The organism is Halopseudomonas formosensis (assembly GCF_900115905.1).
Lineage (GTDB): Bacteria > Pseudomonadota > Gammaproteobacteria > Pseudomonadales > Pseudomonadaceae > Halopseudomonas > Halopseudomonas formosensis.
Window position 1 is genome coordinate 181,879 of record NZ_FOYD01000004.1, and the last position, 17,566, is coordinate 199,444.

Genomic DNA, 17,566 nt, shown 5'->3' on the forward strand with positions numbered 1-17,566 from the left:
CGCCCGTGTGGGAAATAATTCAGGCCGGTGGTTGGCTGATGCTGCCGATCATTCTTTCGTCGGTAGTTGCTGCTGCCATCGTCCTCGAGCGGCTGTGGACGCTGCGTGTAAGCCGCGTGGCACCGCCCAGCCTGGTGGCCCAGGTCTGGCGCTGGGTGAAGGAGGGGCAGCTGGACGCCAATCGCCTCAAGAGCCTGCGGGCCGGGTCGCCCCTCGGTGAGGTGCTGGCCGCGGGTGTGGCCAATGCCCACCATGGCCGGGAAGTGATGAAGGAATGCATCCAGGAAGCAGCCACCAAGGTGATCCACGAGCTCGAGCGCTACCTGAGTACCCTGGGTACCATCGCCGCGGTGTCTCCACTGCTCGGTCTGTTGGGCACCGTGATCGGCATGATCGATGTGTTCAACGCGGTCATGCTGCAGGGCACCGGCAATACCGCGGTACTGGCCGGGGGTATTTCCAAGGCGCTGATCACCACCGCCGCCGGTCTGACGGTGGCCATTCCGGCGCTGTTCTTCCACCGCTTCCTGGTGCGCCGGGTCGATGAGCTGGTGGTGGCGATGGAGCAGGAAGCCACCAAGCTGGTAGAGGTCATTCAGGGCCAGCGGGAGCTGGGCAATAACGGCGCAGCTGCCGAGAATGCGACCGCAGCAACCGAGCCCAGGCGCGCTGCACGCCGCGCCACCACTGCGGCCAAGGGAAGCTGATCATGAATTTCCGACGCAGGACCCGGGTCGAGACGGACATCAACCTGACACCACTGATCGACGTGGTATTCCTGTTGCTGATCTTCTTCATGGTCTCGACCACCTTCACCCGGGAAACCCAGTTGAAAGTCGATCTGCCCGAGTCGGTCTCCGGCGAGTACGCCGACGCGTCGGTACAGCAGATCGAAGTGCTCATTTCCGTTAGCGGGGAAGTGGCCATCAACGGCAAGACCCTGGTCAATCCGGGGCTCGACAGCATCCGTGCCGCCCTGGTCCGGGAAGCGGGCAGTGACCGGAGCCTGCCGGTGGTCATCACCGCAGATGCAAACACGCCCCACCAGGCCGTCATTACAGCCATGGACGCCGCAGGACAGGAGGGCTTCAGCCGCCTGCGCCTGACCACCAACGAGATGGAACAGCCAGCGCCATGAGGCGGACACCGGACCTGCAGCAGAACCTGCTGCGTGCCTGGTACGGGCATCACGGAGGGCTGTGGCTGCTCAGGCCTCTGTCATGGCTGTACCAGCGCATTGCCGAGCGTCGTCGCCGCCGTTACCTGAGTGATCCCGCTGCCAGCTGGCAGCCCCCGGTTCCGCTGATCGTGGTGGGCAACATCACCCTGGGCGGGACCGGGAAGACGCCCATGGTGATCTGGCTGGTGGAGCATCTGCGCAACCGGGGATTGCGCGTGGGTGTGGTCAGTCGCGGCTACGGCGCCAGACCGCCGACCTGGCCCTGGCTGGTGCAGCCCACCCAGGACAGTGCCGAGCAGGTGGGCGACGAGCCGCTGCTGATCGCCAGCCGTTGCCAGGTGCCGCTGGTGATAGATCCGGATCGGCCCCGCGCCGCGCGCCATCTGCTCGAGCAGGCCCCGGTGGATGTGATCGTCAGTGATGACGGTTTGCAACACTATCGCCTCGGGCGCACGCTGGAACTGGTAATGATCGACCATGGTCGAGGACTGGGCAACGGTCGCTGTCTGCCGGAGGGCCCGTTGCGCGAGCCGGCGAGCCGGTTGCGGGAAGTGGACCTGGTTGTACGTACCGGTGCAACCGATGACAGCGCCGATGGTTACGCCATGGGACTGCAACCCGGCGAACTGGTCAATATGAAGACCGGCGAGCGGGTCAGGCCCGATGCATGGTCGGCGCCGCCCCGGGTTCAGGCCGTCGCCGGTATCGGCAATCCCGATCGCTTCCGCCAGACCCTGGAAAGTCTCGGATTCCTGCCGGAAGTCCATGCCTTTGCCGATCACGCCCAGTACAATGAAAACAGCTTTGCGGCCTTCGACCGGGGCGAGCCACTGATCATGACTGAGAAGGACGCCGTCAAGTGTGCGGCCTTTGCCCGCGACAACTGGTGGTACCTGAGTGTCGATGCCATATTGAGCACTGAATTCGTTGCCGCACTGGACGCCGGGCTGGACCGGCATCTGCAGCCCGGCAGCCAACCTACCCATTGATCGGAGTGTGATGATGGATCCGAAACTGCTCGACATTCTCGCCTGCCCCCTGTGCAAGGGGCCGCTGGTGCAGAACCAGGACAAGACCGAACTGTGGTGTCGTGCCGATGGTCTGGCCTATCCGGTTCGCGATGGCATACCGGTGATGCTGGAAAACGAGGCGCGGCCGCTGGACGCTGACGAGAAGCTGGATCACTGACAATGTTCCACGTCATCATTCCCGCCCGTTACGCCTCCACCCGCCTGCCCGGCAAACCGCTGCAGGATATCGCCGGCAAACCCATGATCCAGCACGTCTGGGAGCAGGCCCGGCGCAGCAGTGCCGCCACAGTCACGGTAGCGACCGACGACCGCCGCATCCTTGATGCCTGCCGGGCCTTCGGCGCCGACGCCGTGCTGACCCGGGAGGATCATCCCTCCGGTACCGACCGCCTGCAGGAGGTGGCCAGTCTGTTGGGGCTGGGCGATCAGGAGCATGTGGTCAACGTCCAGGGCGACGAGCCCATGGTTCCCCCGGCGCTCATCGACCAGGTGGCGGCGGATCTGCGCGCGTTCCCCGAGGCCAGCATTGCCACCCTTGCCGAACCCCTGGATGATGTGCAGACCCTGTTCAACCCCAATGCGGTCAAGGTCGTCACCGACCATCAGGGCTTTGCCCTGTATTTCAGTCGCGCGCCCATGCCCTGGAACAGGGATGCCTTTGCCGACGGGCGGCCGGAAACACTGCCCGAAGGCGCGCTGTTCCGCCGGCACATTGGCCTCTATGCCTACAAGGTCGGCTTTCTGCATGACTATGTGCGCTGGCCGGCCAGCCCGCTGGAAACCTGCGAGTCGCTCGAGCAGCTGCGGGCGCTGTGGTTCGGCTGCCGTATCCATGTGGCCGACGCCTGTCAGGTGCCACCGGCGGGAGTTGACACGCCCGAGGATCTGGAGCGGGTCCGGCAGCTGCTGGCTGCCGGCTGATGGGCCTCGAATGCATACGCGGTGCCAGCCTGGCACCGCTCAATACCTTTGGCATAGACGAGTGCGCTGAGCAGCTGTGCCTGGTGCACAGTGACGCCGAGCTGCGCGAGGCGCTGGCGCTGGCCGACCAGAGGGGTTGGCCGGTACAGCTGCTCGGCGGCGGCAGCAATCTGGTATTGGCCGGGCCGGTATCGGGACTGACCGTTGTCATGCGCAGCCGTGGCCGACGGGTCGTTCGGCGCGACGGCGACAGCGCGCTGATCGAGGCCGAAGCCGGGGAGAACTGGCATCGGCTGGTGGGCTGGAGCCTGGATCTGGGCTTGCACGGTCTGGAGAATCTGTCATTGATACCTGGCACCGTGGGCGCTGCCCCCGTGCAGAATATCGGTGCCTACGGCGTCGAGCTGTGTGACCTGTTCGACAGCCTGCAGGCGCTGGACAGACGCACCGGATCATTGTGCTGGCTGAACCGGGAAGACTGCCGTTTCGCCTACCGCGACAGCCTGTTCAAGCAGCAGCCCGGTCGCTACGTGATATTGCGCGTGCGTCTGCGTCTGCATACCCGACCTGTTCCCCGACTGGATTACGCTCCCCTGGCTGCTGCCTGGCAGGCCCTCGGGCTGAAACAGCCGGACAGTCGGGTTATCAGTCGTCTGGTATGCGATATCCGCCGCAGCAAGCTGCCCGACCCGGCACAGCTGGGCAACGCCGGCAGTTTCTTCAAGAACCCCCTGGTATCGGCCGAGCAGGCAGCGGCCATGCTGGCGCGCTGGCCGGGCATGCCGCATTACCCGCAGGTCGATGGCAGCGTCAAGCTGGCCGCCGGCTGGCTGATCGAGCAGGCCGGGTGGAAGGGCCATTCCCGGGAGCGGGTAGGGGTGCATCGGGAGCAGGCGCTGGTGCTGGTCAATCTGGGTGGCGCCCGGGGCGGCGACATCATGACCCTGGCCCGGGATATTCAGCAGGATATCGAGCGCAGGTTCGGGTTGCAGCTGGAAATGGAGCCGCAGTTGCTGGGCAACTGAGCGGATCCGGAGCGGATCCGGAGCAAAAAAAAGGGATGCCGGATGGCATCCCTTTTTCGTTGGCGCTGCCCGTCAGTTGCGGGGCGCCTGCTCATCGCTGTCCGGCTTGGCAGCAGGCTCTTCCTGCGGAGCCTCCTGCTGTTGCGGAGCGCTGGTACCAGGGTGCTCGGCAACATCGGCCTGCGCCACCTCGGTAGTCACCTCGGCTTCCTGCTCGGCGGCAGCAGTCTCGACCGCATCCGCCACCGGCTGGGCCTGTTCCATGGCCTGGCTGACCGGGTCGGCAGGGGCCTCTTCGCTGGCCGGAGCTTCCTGTGCTGTGGCGTCTGCCTCCGCCTGACGGGCTGCCTCGGCAGCCTGTTGCTCTTCCAGGCGCTTGGCTTCCATACGACGACGGCGGATTTCACGGGGGTCGTTGAAGGCGCGACCGGACTCGGTCAGTGCCGGGATCACCGGATCGGAACGCACTTCGGCTTCGGCCTGAGCTTCAGCAACAGGTGCCTGCTCTTCGGCCGGCTGCTCGGCAGACTCGGAAGAGCCGGATACCTGCTCCACGGGCTGCTCTGCGGGCTCGATGGCGGCTTCGGCGGTCGGCTGCGGCTGGACTGCGGGCTCGTCAGTGGCTGCCTCGGGCTCAGGCTGCTGCGCTGCTTCCACTTCGGTGGTGGCAGGCTGTGCAGGGGCCTCCGCCTCGACCTCTGCCTGGACCTCAACGTCGGCCACGCTGTCATTGCGCTGGGCCTCGAAGGTTTCCACTGCGCTCTCGATGGACTGCTCCATTTCCGAGGCGGCTTCGGTCAGGGTCTGCACTACCGGTTGGGCCGCATTCGGCTGGGCGGCATCCGGCTGGGCCGCATCTTCCACAACTTCCGGTGCAGCAGCCTCAACGGCCGGCTCGCTGACCAGCTCGGCGGGTGCCTGACCTTCGCTGGCAGCAACGGCTTCGGTGGCCGCAACGGCGACGGCTACCGGCAGCGCCGCTTCTCCGGCCTCGGAGGTGCTGGTCGCTTCGGTGGCATTGTCGGCCTGGGCGGAACGGCTGCGACGGTTGTTGCGGCGACGCTGGCTGTTGCGCGAGCGACGCTTGGGACGCTCTTCGTCGGAGCGGGTGTCGTCATCGGCCTGGTCAAGCAGTTGCTCGCCCAGCTGTTCCTCGTCCACCGCGGCGGCAACAGGCTCGGCCTGGCGAGCCGGGCGCCGCTCCTGGCGGTTGGCTTCCTCAGCCGCGGCGCTACGCTGCTGCTCGCTCACCTCGGTGCTGGCGATGGCTGCGGTGGCGGCACCGCTGCTGCGGCGGCGACGACGGCTGGGGCTGCCCTCGGGCTTACTGCCGCCGGACGGGGCAGCCGGGGAGTCCGTCGCCACCTCGGCCTTGCGCTCGCCACGTTGCTGCTGGGGCTTCTCAGTCCGTTCACTGCGCTCGCTTCGGTCAGCGCGCTCGCCGCGCTGACGACGGTTGCGGGTCGGGCGACGCTCGCCGCTGCGGCTGCCTTCGCCACGGGGCTTGCTGCTGGCAGGGGAGGCCGGCTGGGCGCTGGCTTCGTCGCCGCTGTCGCTGGAGAACATGCCGACCAGGGATTTGATCAGGGACTTGATCAGGCCCGGCTGGGATTCCTGGATGGCGCGGTTGGCTGCGGCAACCGGAGCGGGTGCCGGCGCCGGTGCCGGGGCCGGGCGAGCCGGAGCGATGCTCTTGACTGCCGCCTCCTGGCGAACGATGGCCCGGGTCTGGCTGACCTGAACCGGCTCCTCGGTATCGGCCTCGGCGCTCATGGTGTAGCTGGACTCGGCATTGAGGACGGCTTCCTGGTCGTCGCGCAGACGCTGTACCTCGAAGTGCGGGGTGTCCATGTGCGGGTTCGGCAGCACCAGGATGCGGACTTCGGTGCGGGCCTGCATCTTGGCCAGGGCTTCGCGCTTCTCGTTGAGCAGGAAGGTGGCAACGGACACGGGAACGTGCGCGCGAACTTCGGCGGTACGATCCTTCAGTGCCTCTTCTTCGATCAGACGCAGTACCGACAGGGACAGGGACTCGACGTCGCGGATGGTGCCGCGGCCGTTACAGCGCGGGCAGACAATACCGCTGGTCTCACCCAGGGAGGGACGCAGACGCTGGCGCGACATCTCCAGCAGGCCGAAGCGGGAGATCCGGCCTACCTGAACCCGGGCGCGGTCGGCTTCCAGGCTTTCGCGGACACGCTCTTCCACGGCACGCTGGTTCTTGGCCGGGGTCATGTCGATGAAGTCGATGACGATCAGGCCGCCGATGTCGCGCAGACGCAGCTGGCGGGCAATTTCCTCGGCGGCTTCGAGGTTGGTCTGCAGGGCAGTTTCCTCGATGTCTCCACCCTTGGTCGCGCGGGCCGAGTTGATGTCGATGGACACCAGGGCCTCGGTGTGGTCGATCACGATGGAGCCGCCGGAGGGCAGTTTGACCTGACGGTCGAAGGCGGTCTCGATCTGGCTCTCGATCTGGAAGCGGTTGAACAGGGGCACGCTGTCTTCGTACAGCTTGACCTTGCTGGCGTACTGCGGCATCACCTGACTGATGAAGTTGAGTGCCTCGTCACGCACGGTCGGGTTGTCGATCAGTACTTCACCGATATCCTGACGCAGGTAGTCGCGGATGGCGCGGATGATGACGTTGCTTTCCTGATAGATCAGGAAGGTGCCACTGCGTTCACTGGCGGCACTCTTGATGGCTTCCCACAGTTGCAGCAGATAATCCAGGTCCCACTGCAGTTCCTCGGCGCTGCGGCCCAGGCCGGCGGTGCGGACGATCATGCCCATGTCGGCGGGCACGTTCAGGCTGTTCAGTGCTTCGCGCAGCTCATTGCGCTCTTCGCCCTCGATCCGGCGGGAAATACCCCCGGCGCGGGGGTTGTTGGGCATGAGTACCAGGTAGCGGCCGGCCAGGCTGATGAAGGTGGTCAGGGCAGCGCCCTTGTTGCCGCGTTCTTCCTTGTCGACCTGGACTATGACTTCCTGGCCTTCCTTGAGAACTTCCTTGATGTTGACCCGGCCTTCGGGCTGCTTGGAGAAGTATTCGCGGGAGATTTCCTTGAGCGGTAGGAAGCCGTGGCGTTCGGATCCGAAGTCGACGAAGGCGGCTTCGAGGCTGGGCTCGATGCGGGTGATGCGGCCCTTGTAGATGTTGGATTTCTTCTGCTCCCGTGCGCCGGATTCGATATCCAGGTCGTACAGTCGTTGGCCATCTACCAGCGCAACGCGCAACTCTTCTGGCTGAGTTGCGTTGATCAGCATTCTTTTCATGAAGTACCGTTGTGTATCCAGTGGTTCCCCGGAACACGAGTACGGCACCTGATTCTTCCGTTAGGTGTCAGGTGTGTTTCTGCCTGGGCCAATCTTGCCCATGTTCAGAGTTCACATTGCTGCTGCCATGGGGGCAGCGGCAGTTCGATCTGTCTGTGGCGCTACAGAGAAACGTTCTTTAGGGAGGAATCAGCCGGACTGCGGACGGGGACAACAACCAAAACCAGTGTCAACGCTCGTCACATCATCCTGAAGCTGTGCATCTCCACCTAATCACTTGGCGATCCGAATCGGTGCCGCCCATCGCCTTTCCGCGGAGCGGGTTAATAATCTGCCAGCCTGGGCCTGCAGCCTGTTTCATCTCGAGGTTCGCCAGCCCTGCCTTTTTTTGGGGCTCAACGAAGGCTCTACATCAATATTTCTGGGAGGACTGGCGGTATCCGATGGGGATGCCCGTGCCTCCAGCTGCCTTTTGCGCAGCTCGCTGGACTATAGCAGCATTATTCAAGTGCTTCAATTGAATGAAAAAAATGTATCATGCCCCGATGAATACTGATGCCTGCGTTATTTCTTCCAGCGTGCAGACTGACCAGATCAGCGATGATCAGGCCGGTCAGCGTATCGACAATTACCTGCTGACCCGACTGAAGGGAGCTCCCCGGACACTCATCTATCGCATCCTGCGCAAGGGCGAAGTGCGGGTGAACAAGGGGCGGGTCAAGCCCGAATACCGCCTGCAGGCGGGGGATCTGGTCCGCATCCCACCGGTTCGCCTGCCTGAAGCCGACGCCCCGGCCCTGGTTGGTCAGGGCATACTCAATGCCTTGCAAGAGGGGATTCTCTACGAGGACAAGGGTCTGATAGTGGTCAACAAGCCCGCCGGACTGGCGGTGCATGGCGGCAGCGGCCTGCAGTTCGGTGTGATTGAGGCCATGCGCCAGCTGCTGCCGGCCGAGGCCCAGCTGCTGGAACTGGTACACCGTCTGGATCGGGATACCTCCGGCTGCCTGATGATAGCCCGGCGACGCAGCATGCTGCGCCATCTGCACGCAGCGCTGCGCGGTGAGGGGAAGGGCGTGGACAAACGCTATCTGGCGCTGGTGCGCGGACGCTGGCCGTCCCACCTGAAGAAGGTGCATGCGCCCTTGCTGAAGAACAATCTTCGTTCGGGCGAGCGCATGGTGGAGGTCAATCCGGAAGGCAAGGAGTCCCTGACCGAATTCCGGGTAGTGCAGCGCTTCGGTGATGTGGCAACGCTGGTTGAGGCGCGTCCCATCACCGGCCGGACCCACCAGATTCGCGTGCATGCCCGCCATGCCGGGCATCCGATTGCCGGCGACCCCAAGTACGGGGATGACGACTTTTCAAGAATGATTCGAGATATGGGTGGCAAGCGATTGTTTTTGCATGCTGCTTCCCTGGAATGTGAGTTGCCGGGCGGGGAGCGGCTGAGTGTTCGGGCCGAGCCCGGTGAGGTATGGGATCGGACCCTGCAGGGTCTGTCGGGGGGCGGGCAATGAACACCCTGATCTTCGACTGGGATGGCACGCTGGCCGACTCCATCGACAACATCGTCATCGCCATGCAGCGTGCTGCCCTGGATGTGCAATTGCCGGTGCGCAGTGTCCGGGAGGTGCGTGACATCATAGGTCTGGCCCTGCCGGATGCGGTGGCCGTGCTCTACCCGGAGCTGGGGCCCACGGAGGTTCGTCAGGTTGTCGAGGCCTATTCCGATAACTATCTGCACCTGGAGCGACAGCCCTCCGCGCTGTTCGATGGTGTGCATGCGGCGCTTGAGGCGCTGCGGGCTGGAGGGTTCAATCTGGCGGTAGCCACCGGCAAGAGCCGCCGGGGGCTGGATCGCATGCTCGCCAGTCATGATCTGGAGAACTATTTCGATGTGACCCGCTGTGCCGACGAGACTGCCGGCAAGCCGGACCCGCGGATGCTGGAAGAGATCCTCGCCGAGCTCGAGGTGACTGCAGCGGACGCCTGCATGGTGGGTGACAGCGAGTTCGACATCCTGATGGGGCATAACGCCGGGGTGCTTCCGATTGCGGTGACCTATGGCGCCATGACCGAGGAGCAGCTGCGGCGCTGCCGGCCCGCGCATTGCGTGCATTCATTCGAGGAATTCCAGGGCTGGGCGCTGCCCCGGTTCCGGGCCACTCAATCAACAGAGGTGTTATAGATGCAACAGGATCGATGGACCGAGGGGCCCATGATCGGGCGCGATGAAATTGCCGACCAGAAGGACGATCGCAAGGCCTGGCAGCTGCTGGAGAAAACCCTGCTGGCCTCGGTTCAGGAGCAGCGCCGGGCGCGCCGCTGGGGGATCTTCTTCAAGAGTCTGACTTTTCTCTATCTGATCGGCGTGCTGTTTCTGGTTTCGCCCTTGGGCCAGCTGGAGGGGGCGGGTTCCGTTGGAAACAAGCCTCATACTGCGCTGATCGAGGTGCGGGGAACCATCGCCGATCGCCAGGAGGCCAGTGCCGACAATCTGGTGACCAGTCTGCGGCGTGCGTTCAAGGATGAGCAGACCAGGGCGGTGGTGCTGCGCATCAACAGCCCTGGCGGCAGCCCGGTGCAGGCCGGCTATGTCTACGACGAGATCCGCCGGCTGCGCGACCTGCATCCTGATGTTCCGGTATATGCGGTGATCGCCGATATGGGGGCATCCGGTGCCTATTATATAGCGGCGGCGGCTGATCAGATCTTTGCCGACAAGGCCAGCTTGGTCGGCTCCATCGGCGTTACTGCGGCGGGTTTCGGCTTCGTCGAGACCCTCGACAAGCTGGGCGTCGAGCGTCGCACCTACACCGCCGGTGAGCACAAGGCCTTCCTCGATCCCTTCCAGCCCGAGCGCGAGGATGAGCGGGAGTTCTGGCAGTCGGTACTGGGTACCACCCATCGTCAGTTCATCGACCAGGTGCGCAAGGGGCGGGGTGATCGGCTGAAGGAGCATCCGGATCTGTTCAGTGGACTGGTCTGGTCCGGTGAGCAGGCCCTGGAGCTGGGCCTGGTTGACGGCCTGTCCAGTGCCTCGGCAGTAGCCCGGGATCTGGTAGGAGTGGAGGAGATGGTTGATTTCACCCACCGGGAGTCGCCGTTCCAGCGCTTCTCCCGGCAGCTGGGGACCAGTATCGGCAACACCCTGGCGATGCATCTGGGGCTGTCGGCGCCGCAGCTGCGCTGATCGGTTTCAGGGCAGCTGCACGCCCTCATTGCGCAGCATGGTGCACAGCCTGATCAAGGGCAGGCCGATCAGGCTGTTGGGGTCGTCGCCACGCAGGGCCTGAAACAGACTGATGCCCAGGCCTTCCATTCTGAAGCTGCCGGCACAGTCGTAGGGCTGCTCGTGCTGCAGGTAGCGTTCTATGCTGGCGTCGTCCAGCTCGCGAAATACGACATCGAAGGGTTCGCAGGCCAGCTGATGATCGCCGCTGGCGCTGTTCAGCAGGCACAGTGCGGTACTGAAGCGTACCGTGCGGCCGCTGCAGCGGCGCAGCTGGTCGAGGGCGGCGGCGTGGTTGCCCGGCTTGCTGACCGGCTGACCATCAAGCAGCAGCACTTGATCCGAACCTATGATCAGGTGTTGCGGGTAACGTCCTGCAAGGGCCCTGGCCTTGGTCAGCGCCAGTCGCCGGGTCAGCTGCTCGGCGGTCTCGGCGGGCCGGGGTGTCTCGTCGATGTCGGGTGCGGCGCACTCGAAGGGAAGCTGAAGCTGTTCCAGCAGGCGTCGACGGTAGGGAGAGCTGGAGGCGAGTACCAGAGGGTGCATGCTTGTCTTTCCGGCAGGGATGATGGCGGGATTCTATCCTGTTCCTGCCGGTCGCCGGGTAGATCTCGTTATTTGATCAAATAGCTTTGACACGGACCCGGCAGGTGCCTAGAATTGCGCGCTTATGTCTGGAACCATACCTGCACACATAGAACCACGCCGTCTGGTTGACCGTGGCATCGTTCTCGAAGGGACCGTGTCCGCCGCCAGAATGCCGCGACTGAGCGCTCTGCTGGATGCCCCGGCGGGAGAGGCTCAGGTCGAGCTGAAATTCGACCGGGACGAGCAGGGCGTCAGTACCATGCACGGGCACTACCGGATCGACGTGGCGATGATCTGTCAGCGCTGTCTCGAGCAGGTGGTGCTGGGCCTGGACGCCGAGTGTGATGTGGGCTTTGTGGGGAGTGACGAGGCGGCGAAAAACCTGCCCCGACACTACGAACCGGTTATTCTGGATGACGAGGCGCTCGATCTGCATGAGCTGATCGAGGATGAACTGCTGCTGGCACTGCCGGCGGTTCCGATGCATCCGATGGGAACATGTCAGCACCCGCCAGGCTATGAGCCTGATGAAGCGGAGCCTGAGGAAGAAGCTGAAAAGCCCAACCCCTTTAGTGTGCTGGCCAAGTTGAAACGCGATACCTGAGCTTAGGAGCTTAAAGTCATGGCTGTACAGCAGAACAAAAAGTCTCGTTCCGCACGTGGCATGCGTCGTTCGCATGATGCACTGACCGGCGCGGCACTGTCCGTAGATCAAACCACTGGTGAAACCCACCTGCGCCACCACGTGTCCCCGGACGGTTTCTACCGTGGCCGTCAGGTGGTGAACAAGGACAACGACGAATAAGTGTCTTGTCCACGTCAGTCCGCCTTGCGGTTGATGTGATGGGCGGGGACTTCGGTCCCCGCTGCATTATCCCTTCTGTTGCCCGCTGCCTTGAGCAGATTCCGGGCCTGCACGTTACCCTGGTCGGCTCGCCCGAGCCCATGACCCGTCTCTGTGCCGAACATCGGCTGCCCCAAGACCGTATCCGGCTTGTCCATACCAGCGAAACCATCCATGGCGATGACGCGCCTGCCAGTGTGTTGCGCAGCAAGCGTGACGCCTCCATGCGTGTGGCCATCGAACTGGTACGGGACGGCCATGCCGACGGCTGCCTGAGTGCCGGCAATACCGGGGCATTGATGGTGCTGGCCAAGGCGCTGCTGGGTACCGTCGAAGGTATCCAGCGGCCGGCGATCATGGCCGCCTTGCCGGTGGCCGGGCGCTTCTGTCATGTGCTGGATCTGGGGGCCAACGTGGATTGCTCCGCCCGCCAGCTGTTCGAGTTTGCGGTGATGGGCTCCGAGGCAGTATCGGAGCTCACCGGTGTCGAACAGCCGCGGGTCGGACTGTTGAACATCGGCAGTGAGGTCAACAAGGGCTCCCTGCGGGTGCGGGAGGTGTCCGAGCTGCTGCGCGATACGCCATCGCTGAACTACATTGGACATGTCGAAGGCAACGAGCTGTTCCTGGATCGGGCCGATGTGGTGGTCTGTGATGGTTTCGTCGGCAACGTCATGCTCAAGGCCAGCGAAGGTCTGGTGCAATACATGCAGCAGGAGATGCGTCAGGCCTTTGCAGGCAATCTGCTGCTGCGGCTGCTGGGTCCGGTGCTGCGTCGCGCGCTGCGACCCATGGCCGAACGACTGAATCCGCACCAGTACAACGGCGTGTCGCTGCTGGGGCTGCGTGGTGTGGTGGTCAAGAGTCACGGCAACGCCGGGCAGCCGGCCTTCGAGGCGGCCATCCGACAGGCTGTCAGAGCCTGTGAGTCGGACATGCCCCAGCGGATTGCCGCGCGTCTGGCGCGCTGCAGAGGTGAATTATTGTGACCCGGGTGACCGTGCGGTCATCTCAGGGCGAACTGTCTGTCTGATAAAGATAAGGAAGGTTGCATGACTCAAACCCTCGCTTTCGTATTCCCGGGGCAGGGCTCCCAGGCGGTAGGCATGCTGGCCGAGCTGGCCGCTGACCACCCGCAGATCGGAGACACCTTTGCCGAAGCGGCTGAGGCACTGGGCTATGACCTCTGGCAGCTGTGCCAGAACGGCCCCGAGGCTGAGCTGAACCGTACCGATCGTACCCAGCCGGCCATCCTGGCCGCCTCCGTGGCCCTGTGGCGCGTCTGGGAAGCCAACAGCGCGGCCCGTCCCGCCTTCGTCGCCGGCCACAGTCTCGGCGAGTATTCCGCACTGGTGGTGGCCGGGGTCATAGGTCTGGCTGACGCCCTGCGCCTGGTCGAGCGCCGGGGTCAGCTGATGCAGCAGGCGGTGCCTGCCGGTGAAGGTGCCATGGCGGCGATTCTCGGTCTGACCGATGAGCAGATCATCGATCTGTGCGCCCAGGCGGCGGAGGGTGAGGTGGTCAGTGCGGTCAATTTCAATGCCCCCGGCCAGGTGGTCGTTGCCGGTCAGAAAGCCGCAGTGCAGCGTGCCATCGAGGCCTGCAAGGCGGCCGGTGCCAAGCGCGCCATCGAGCTGCCGGTCAGTGTGCCTTCCCACTGCGCTCTGATGCGCCCTGCGGCCGAGCAGCTGGCAAAGGATTTCGAGCAGCTGAACTGGCAGGAGCCGGCGATCACCCTGGTGCAGAACGTCAGTGCGCGCCCGGCCCCTGATATGACCACCCTGCGGGCCCAGCTGGTCGAGCAGCTGTACAGCCCGGTACGCTGGGTGGAGAGCGTCGAGTACATCGCCGCCCAGGGCGTCACGGATCTTATCGAATGCGGTCCCGGCAAGGTTCTGTCGGGCTTGAACAAGCGCTGCGCCAAGGGCGTTGCCACTCACAATCTGGACAGCGCCGCCGGTCTGGCCGCCGCGCTGGCCCAGTTCGCCTGAGGAATCTGAATATGAGTCTTGAAGGAAAGGTTGCACTGGTCACCGGTGCCAGCCGTGGCATCGGTCAGGCCATCGCCCATGCGCTGGCCGCCCAGGGGGCTACCGTAGTAGGTACTGCCACCAGCGATGCGGGTGCCGCCTCCATTGCCGAGAAGCTGACTGAAGCGGGTTTCACCGGTACCGGCATGAAGCTTGACGTACGCGATCCGGCCTCGGTCAGCGAGGTGCTGGACCGCATCACCGCCGAGTATGGTGCTCCCGCCATCTTGGTCAACAATGCGGGTATCACCGCAGATAACCTGCTGATGCGGATGAAGGACGAGGAGTGGGACGATGTCATCGGCACCAACCTCAGTTCGGTATACCGTTTGTCCAAGGCTGTCCTGCGTGGCATGACCAAGGCCCGCTGGGGTCGTATCATCTGCATCAGCTCGGTGGTCGCCGGCATGGGCAATGGCGGGCAGTCCAACTACGCCGCCGCCAAGGCCGGGATGGAAGGCTTCACCCGTGCCCTGGCGCGTGAGGTGGGGTCACGGGGTATCACTGTGAACGCAGTGGCTCCCGGTTTCATCGACACCGATATGACCCGGGCGCTGAACGACAATCAGCGCTCGGTCATGCTCGAACAGATTCCGCTTGGACGTCTCGGTCAGGCCGAGGAAATTGCCGCTGTGGTGGCTTTCCTGGCCGGTGAGTCGGCTGGCTACATCACCGGGGCAACCATCCCGGTAAACGGCGGTATGTTCATGGGCTGAACTCTCGGATCCTGTGTGATCCGAGGGCTCGATATGCCCGGAGCCGGCCCGGTGCAAGCTGTCTGGGCCGGGCGTTTTGGGACAGAAGTGTTTTCCAGCTTGAAAAATCGGGAATGCTTTCTATAAACTACCCGCAGTCCGGCTTATCGGAACTGCAAATCAGGAGTGAGATCAAGGTATGAGTACCATCGAAGAACGCGTCAAGAAAATCGTTGCCGAACAACTCGGCGTTAAAGAAGAAGAAGTAACCAACAGTGCTTCCTTTGTAGAAGATCTTGGCGCTGACTCCCTGGACACCGTTGAGCTGGTCATGGCTCTCGAAGAAGAATTCGAGACCGAGATCCCGGACGAGGAAGCCGAGAAGATCACCACCGTGCAAGAAGCCATCGACTACGTGAACGCTCACCAGAAGTAATCACGCAGTCTGCTTGCAGGTTGTAAAAAAGCCGCAGTCCTGGTTTCAGTACTGCGGCTTTTTTGTGCGCCGGCTTCAGCCACCGGGAGCGACGCCCGGCATCAGGTTCGGCTTGGGAGGGCAGGGACGTAACAGCAGGTAACTACCCATGGTCATCATGCAGTTGCCGTGCCCTGACTTTATGCGGACAATAGCCCGCTGTCACAAGAGTTGAAATTAAGGAGTCTCCTTTGTCGCGTAGACGCGTCGTGGTAACCGGCCTGGGCATGTTGAGCCCCCTCGGCAATTCGGTTGAAAGCAGCTGGCAGGCCGCCGTTGCGGGCAAGAGCGGCATCGGCCCGATCGAACACATGGACGTCAGTGCGTTCAACACCCGCTTCGGTGGTTCGATCCGTGATTTCGATGTCGAGCCCTACATGTCCGCCAAGGAAGCCCGCAAGCTGGACCTGTTCATCCAGTACGGCATTGCCGCCTGCATGCAGGCGCTGAGCGAGTCCGGGCTGGAGATCACCGATGCCAATCGTGATCGTATCGGCGTTTCCATGGGGTCGGGTATCGGCGGTCTGACCAATATCGAGCAGAACCACGCTCTGCTGCTGAGCAGTGGTCCGCGACGCATATCTCCTTTCTTCGTGCCCGGCTCCATCGTCAACATGGTAGCCGGCTACCTGTCCATTCAGTACGGTCTGCGCGGCCCCAACTATGCACTGACCACTGCCTGTACCACGGGTACCCACAGCATCGGCATGGCGGCACGCAACATCGCCTATGGCGAAGCGGATGTGATGATCGCCGGCGGTTCGGAAATGGCTACCAGCGGTCTGGGCCTGGGCGGTTTCAGTGCCGCCCGTGCGCTGTCCACCCGCAACGACGAACCGCAGAAGGCCAGCCGCCCCTGGGATCAGGATCGTGATGGTTTCGTGCTGTCCGATGGTGCCGGCGCCATGGTGCTGGAGGAATACGAACACGCCAAAGCCCGCGGCGCACATATCTACGCCGAGCTGATCGGCTTCGGCATGAGTGGCGATGGCTACCACATGACCGCACCCCCGGAAGACGGGCGTGGCGCGGCCATGTGCATGGGCAACGCGCTTCGCGACGCCGGTGTGGCGGTGGAGGAAGTCGGTTACATCAACGCCCATGGCACCTCGACCCTGGCAGGTGACCTGGCCGAGAGCCGGGCGGTGGAAACCGTCTTCGGTGACCATGCCCGTCGCCTGGCAATGAGTTCGACCAAGTCCATGACCGGGCACCTGCTCGGTGCCGCCGGCGCGGTGGAGGCCATCTTCACCGTGCTGGCCCTGCGTGATCAGGTGGCTCCGCCGACCATCAACCTGGACAACCCCGGGGAAGGTTGCAATCTGGACTACGTGGCACATGAGGCGCAGGCCCGCCAGCTGGAGGTGGCCGTGTCCAACTCCTTCGGTTTCGGTGGCACCAACGGCAGTCTGGTGTTCCGCCGGATCTGATGAGCGCTCCGCGGATGGCTGCGCTGCCCCGTTTTCTGGTCAATGGTCTCCCGGGCGACCGGGTGTCGGTGACCGACCGGGGGCTGGCCTACGGTGACGGCTTGTTCGAGACCATCCGGGTCGAACAGGGCCGCGCCGGGTTGCTGGAGCAGCATCTGCGACGCCTGGCCCTCGGCGCGTCGGCGCTGGCGTTGCCGGTGGATCTGGCGCAGCTGCGCAATGAGCTGGAAGCTGCCGCCGCCGAACTGCAGCGTGGGCTGCTGAAGCTCACCATCACCCGCGGGCCGGCCGGGCGGGGCTATGCCATACCGGCGCAGGTCGAGCCGACCCGCATCCTGCAGCTGTCCAGCCTGCCGGACTATCCTGCTGCCAATGCCGCCGAAGGGGTGCGCCTCTTTCCCTGCGCCACCCGCCTGGGGCATCAACCGCTGCTCGCTGGGATCAAGCATCTGAACCGTCTCGAGCAGGTGCTGGCACGCAGTGAATGGCAGGATCCGTCCTATGCTGAGGGGCTGCTGCTGGATATCCATGATCGACCGATCGAATGCACCATGAGCAATCTCTTTCTGCGTCTGGACGAGCGCTGGGTCACTCCATCTCTGACCCTGTGCGGCGTACGCGGTGTCATGCGCGATTACCTGATGGACAGGCTGGCAGCGGAGGGCGAACCGGTAATCGAGCGCCCGGTGAGCTCGGATGAACTGCTGATGAGCGCGGAAGTATTCTGTTGCAACAGTGTCTACGGTGTATGGCCGGTGGTGGAGCTGGCCGGCCACCGTTGGTCCATAGGTGTCCATACGCGCCAGGCCCAACGCCTGGCGGAGCAGGTTATAAGTTGA

The 17,566-nt window shown here is 63.8% G+C and carries 18 protein-coding genes and 1 pseudogene; 17 read left to right on the forward strand and 2 right to left on the reverse strand.

The window, feature by feature from the left end; genetic code table 11:
• Positions 1–38: 38 nt before the first annotated feature.
• The 6 genes and pseudogenes from BM046_RS08085 to murB all read left to right on the forward strand — a co-directional run.
• A pseudogene (locus BM046_RS08085) lies at positions 39–635 on the forward strand (MotA/TolQ/ExbB proton channel family protein); the annotation flags it as partial.
• A gap of 74 nt (positions 636–709) precedes the next feature.
• Positions 710–1,138 (forward strand): ExbD/TolR family protein, encoded by a 429-nt coding sequence (locus BM046_RS08090; RefSeq protein ID WP_090538589.1) that lies wholly within the window; start codon positions 710–712, stop codon positions 1,136–1,138.
• Positions 1,135–2,169: a tetraacyldisaccharide 4'-kinase gene (gene lpxK, locus BM046_RS08095; RefSeq protein ID WP_090538590.1), complete on the forward strand. Its 1,035-nt coding sequence runs from the start codon at positions 1,135–1,137 to the stop codon at positions 2,167–2,169. The genes BM046_RS08090 and lpxK overlap by 4 nt, the downstream gene beginning before the upstream one ends.
• A 13-nt stretch (positions 2,170–2,182) precedes the next feature.
• Positions 2,183–2,368 (forward strand): Trm112 family protein, encoded by a 186-nt coding sequence (locus BM046_RS08100; protein WP_090538691.1) that lies wholly within the window; start codon positions 2,183–2,185, stop codon positions 2,366–2,368.
• Positions 2,369–2,370: 2 nt separating this feature from the next.
• A complete protein-coding gene (gene kdsB / locus BM046_RS08105; RefSeq protein WP_090538591.1) occupies positions 2,371–3,132 on the forward strand; it encodes a 3-deoxy-manno-octulosonate cytidylyltransferase in 762 nt (253 codons plus the stop codon).
• Positions 3,132–4,157, forward strand: coding sequence for a UDP-N-acetylmuramate dehydrogenase (gene murB, locus BM046_RS08110; protein WP_090538592.1), 1,026 nt, complete (start codon positions 3,132–3,134; stop codon positions 4,155–4,157). Before kdsB ends, murB begins: the two co-directional genes overlap by 1 nt.
• 72 nt (positions 4,158–4,229) lie before the next feature.
• Here the strand turns inward: murB and rne are convergent, their stop codons facing one another.
• On the reverse strand, positions 4,230–7,430 hold the full coding sequence (rne, locus tag BM046_RS08115; RefSeq protein ID WP_090538593.1) for a ribonuclease E: 3,201 nt from the start codon (positions 7,428–7,430) through the stop codon (positions 4,230–4,232).
• Between the two features lie 530 nt (positions 7,431–7,960).
• On the opposite strand from rne, the gene rluC reads away from it, so the two are divergent.
• Genes rluC through sppA form a run of 3 tightly spaced genes read left to right on the forward strand, consistent with a single transcriptional unit; the run spans position 7,961 to position 10,626 of the window.
• Positions 7,961–8,950: a 23S rRNA pseudouridine(955/2504/2580) synthase RluC gene (rluC, locus tag BM046_RS08120; protein WP_407920440.1), complete on the forward strand. Its 990-nt coding sequence runs from the start codon at positions 7,961–7,963 to the stop codon at positions 8,948–8,950.
• Positions 8,947–9,621 carry an HAD-IA family hydrolase gene (locus BM046_RS08125; protein ID WP_177197822.1) on the forward strand — a complete coding sequence of 225 codons (675 nt, stop codon included), beginning with the start codon at positions 8,947–8,949 and terminating at the stop codon, positions 9,619–9,621. The genes rluC and BM046_RS08125 overlap by 4 nt, the downstream gene beginning before the upstream one ends.
• Before the next feature lie 30 nt (positions 9,622–9,651).
• The gene (gene sppA, locus BM046_RS08130; RefSeq protein WP_090538595.1) at positions 9,652–10,626 is read left to right on the forward strand and encodes a signal peptide peptidase SppA; all 975 of its coding nucleotides are present in this window, start codon (positions 9,652–9,654) and stop codon (positions 10,624–10,626) included.
• Positions 10,627–10,632: 6 nt separating this feature from the next.
• Here sppA and BM046_RS08135 read toward each other — a convergent pair whose 3' ends face one another.
• The gene (locus BM046_RS08135) at positions 10,633–11,211 is read right to left on the reverse strand and encodes a Maf family protein (RefSeq protein WP_090538596.1); all 579 of its coding nucleotides are present in this window, start codon (positions 11,209–11,211) and stop codon (positions 10,633–10,635) included.
• Positions 11,212–11,335: 124 nt separating this feature from the next.
• Here BM046_RS08135 and BM046_RS08140 point away from each other — a divergent pair, with 124 nt between their 5' ends.
• The 8 genes from BM046_RS08140 (at position 11,336) to pabC (ending at position 17,566) form a co-directional block, all read left to right on the forward strand.
• A complete protein-coding gene (locus BM046_RS08140; RefSeq protein ID WP_090538597.1) occupies positions 11,336–11,857 on the forward strand; it encodes a YceD family protein in 522 nt (173 codons plus the stop codon).
• An 18-nt stretch (positions 11,858–11,875) separates the two neighbouring features.
• A complete protein-coding gene (rpmF, locus tag BM046_RS08145) occupies positions 11,876–12,058 on the forward strand; it encodes a 50S ribosomal protein L32 (protein ID WP_090538598.1) in 183 nt (60 codons plus the stop codon).
• 5 nt (positions 12,059–12,063) lie between these two features.
• Positions 12,064–13,086, forward strand: coding sequence for a phosphate acyltransferase PlsX (plsX, locus tag BM046_RS08150; RefSeq protein ID WP_090538599.1), 1,023 nt, complete (start codon positions 12,064–12,066; stop codon positions 13,084–13,086).
• 63 nt (positions 13,087–13,149) lie between these two features.
• A complete protein-coding gene (gene fabD / locus BM046_RS08155) occupies positions 13,150–14,088 on the forward strand; it encodes an ACP S-malonyltransferase (RefSeq protein ID WP_090538600.1) in 939 nt (312 codons plus the stop codon).
• Between the two features lie 11 nt (positions 14,089–14,099).
• Entirely contained in the window at positions 14,100–14,843 is a 744-nt protein-coding gene (gene fabG / locus BM046_RS08160; RefSeq protein WP_090538601.1) for a 3-oxoacyl-ACP reductase FabG, read from the forward strand.
• A 178-nt stretch (positions 14,844–15,021) separates the two neighbouring features.
• A complete protein-coding gene (acpP, locus tag BM046_RS08165) occupies positions 15,022–15,258 on the forward strand; it encodes an acyl carrier protein (RefSeq protein WP_088275384.1) in 237 nt (78 codons plus the stop codon).
• Between the two features lie 230 nt (positions 15,259–15,488).
• Entirely contained in the window at positions 15,489–16,727 is a 1,239-nt protein-coding gene (gene fabF / locus BM046_RS08170) for a beta-ketoacyl-ACP synthase II (RefSeq protein ID WP_090538602.1), read from the forward strand.
• Positions 16,727–17,566 carry an aminodeoxychorismate lyase gene (gene pabC, locus BM046_RS08175; protein WP_235818599.1) on the forward strand — a complete coding sequence of 280 codons (840 nt, stop codon included), beginning with the start codon at positions 16,727–16,729 and terminating at the stop codon, positions 17,564–17,566. The genes fabF and pabC overlap by 1 nt, the downstream gene beginning before the upstream one ends.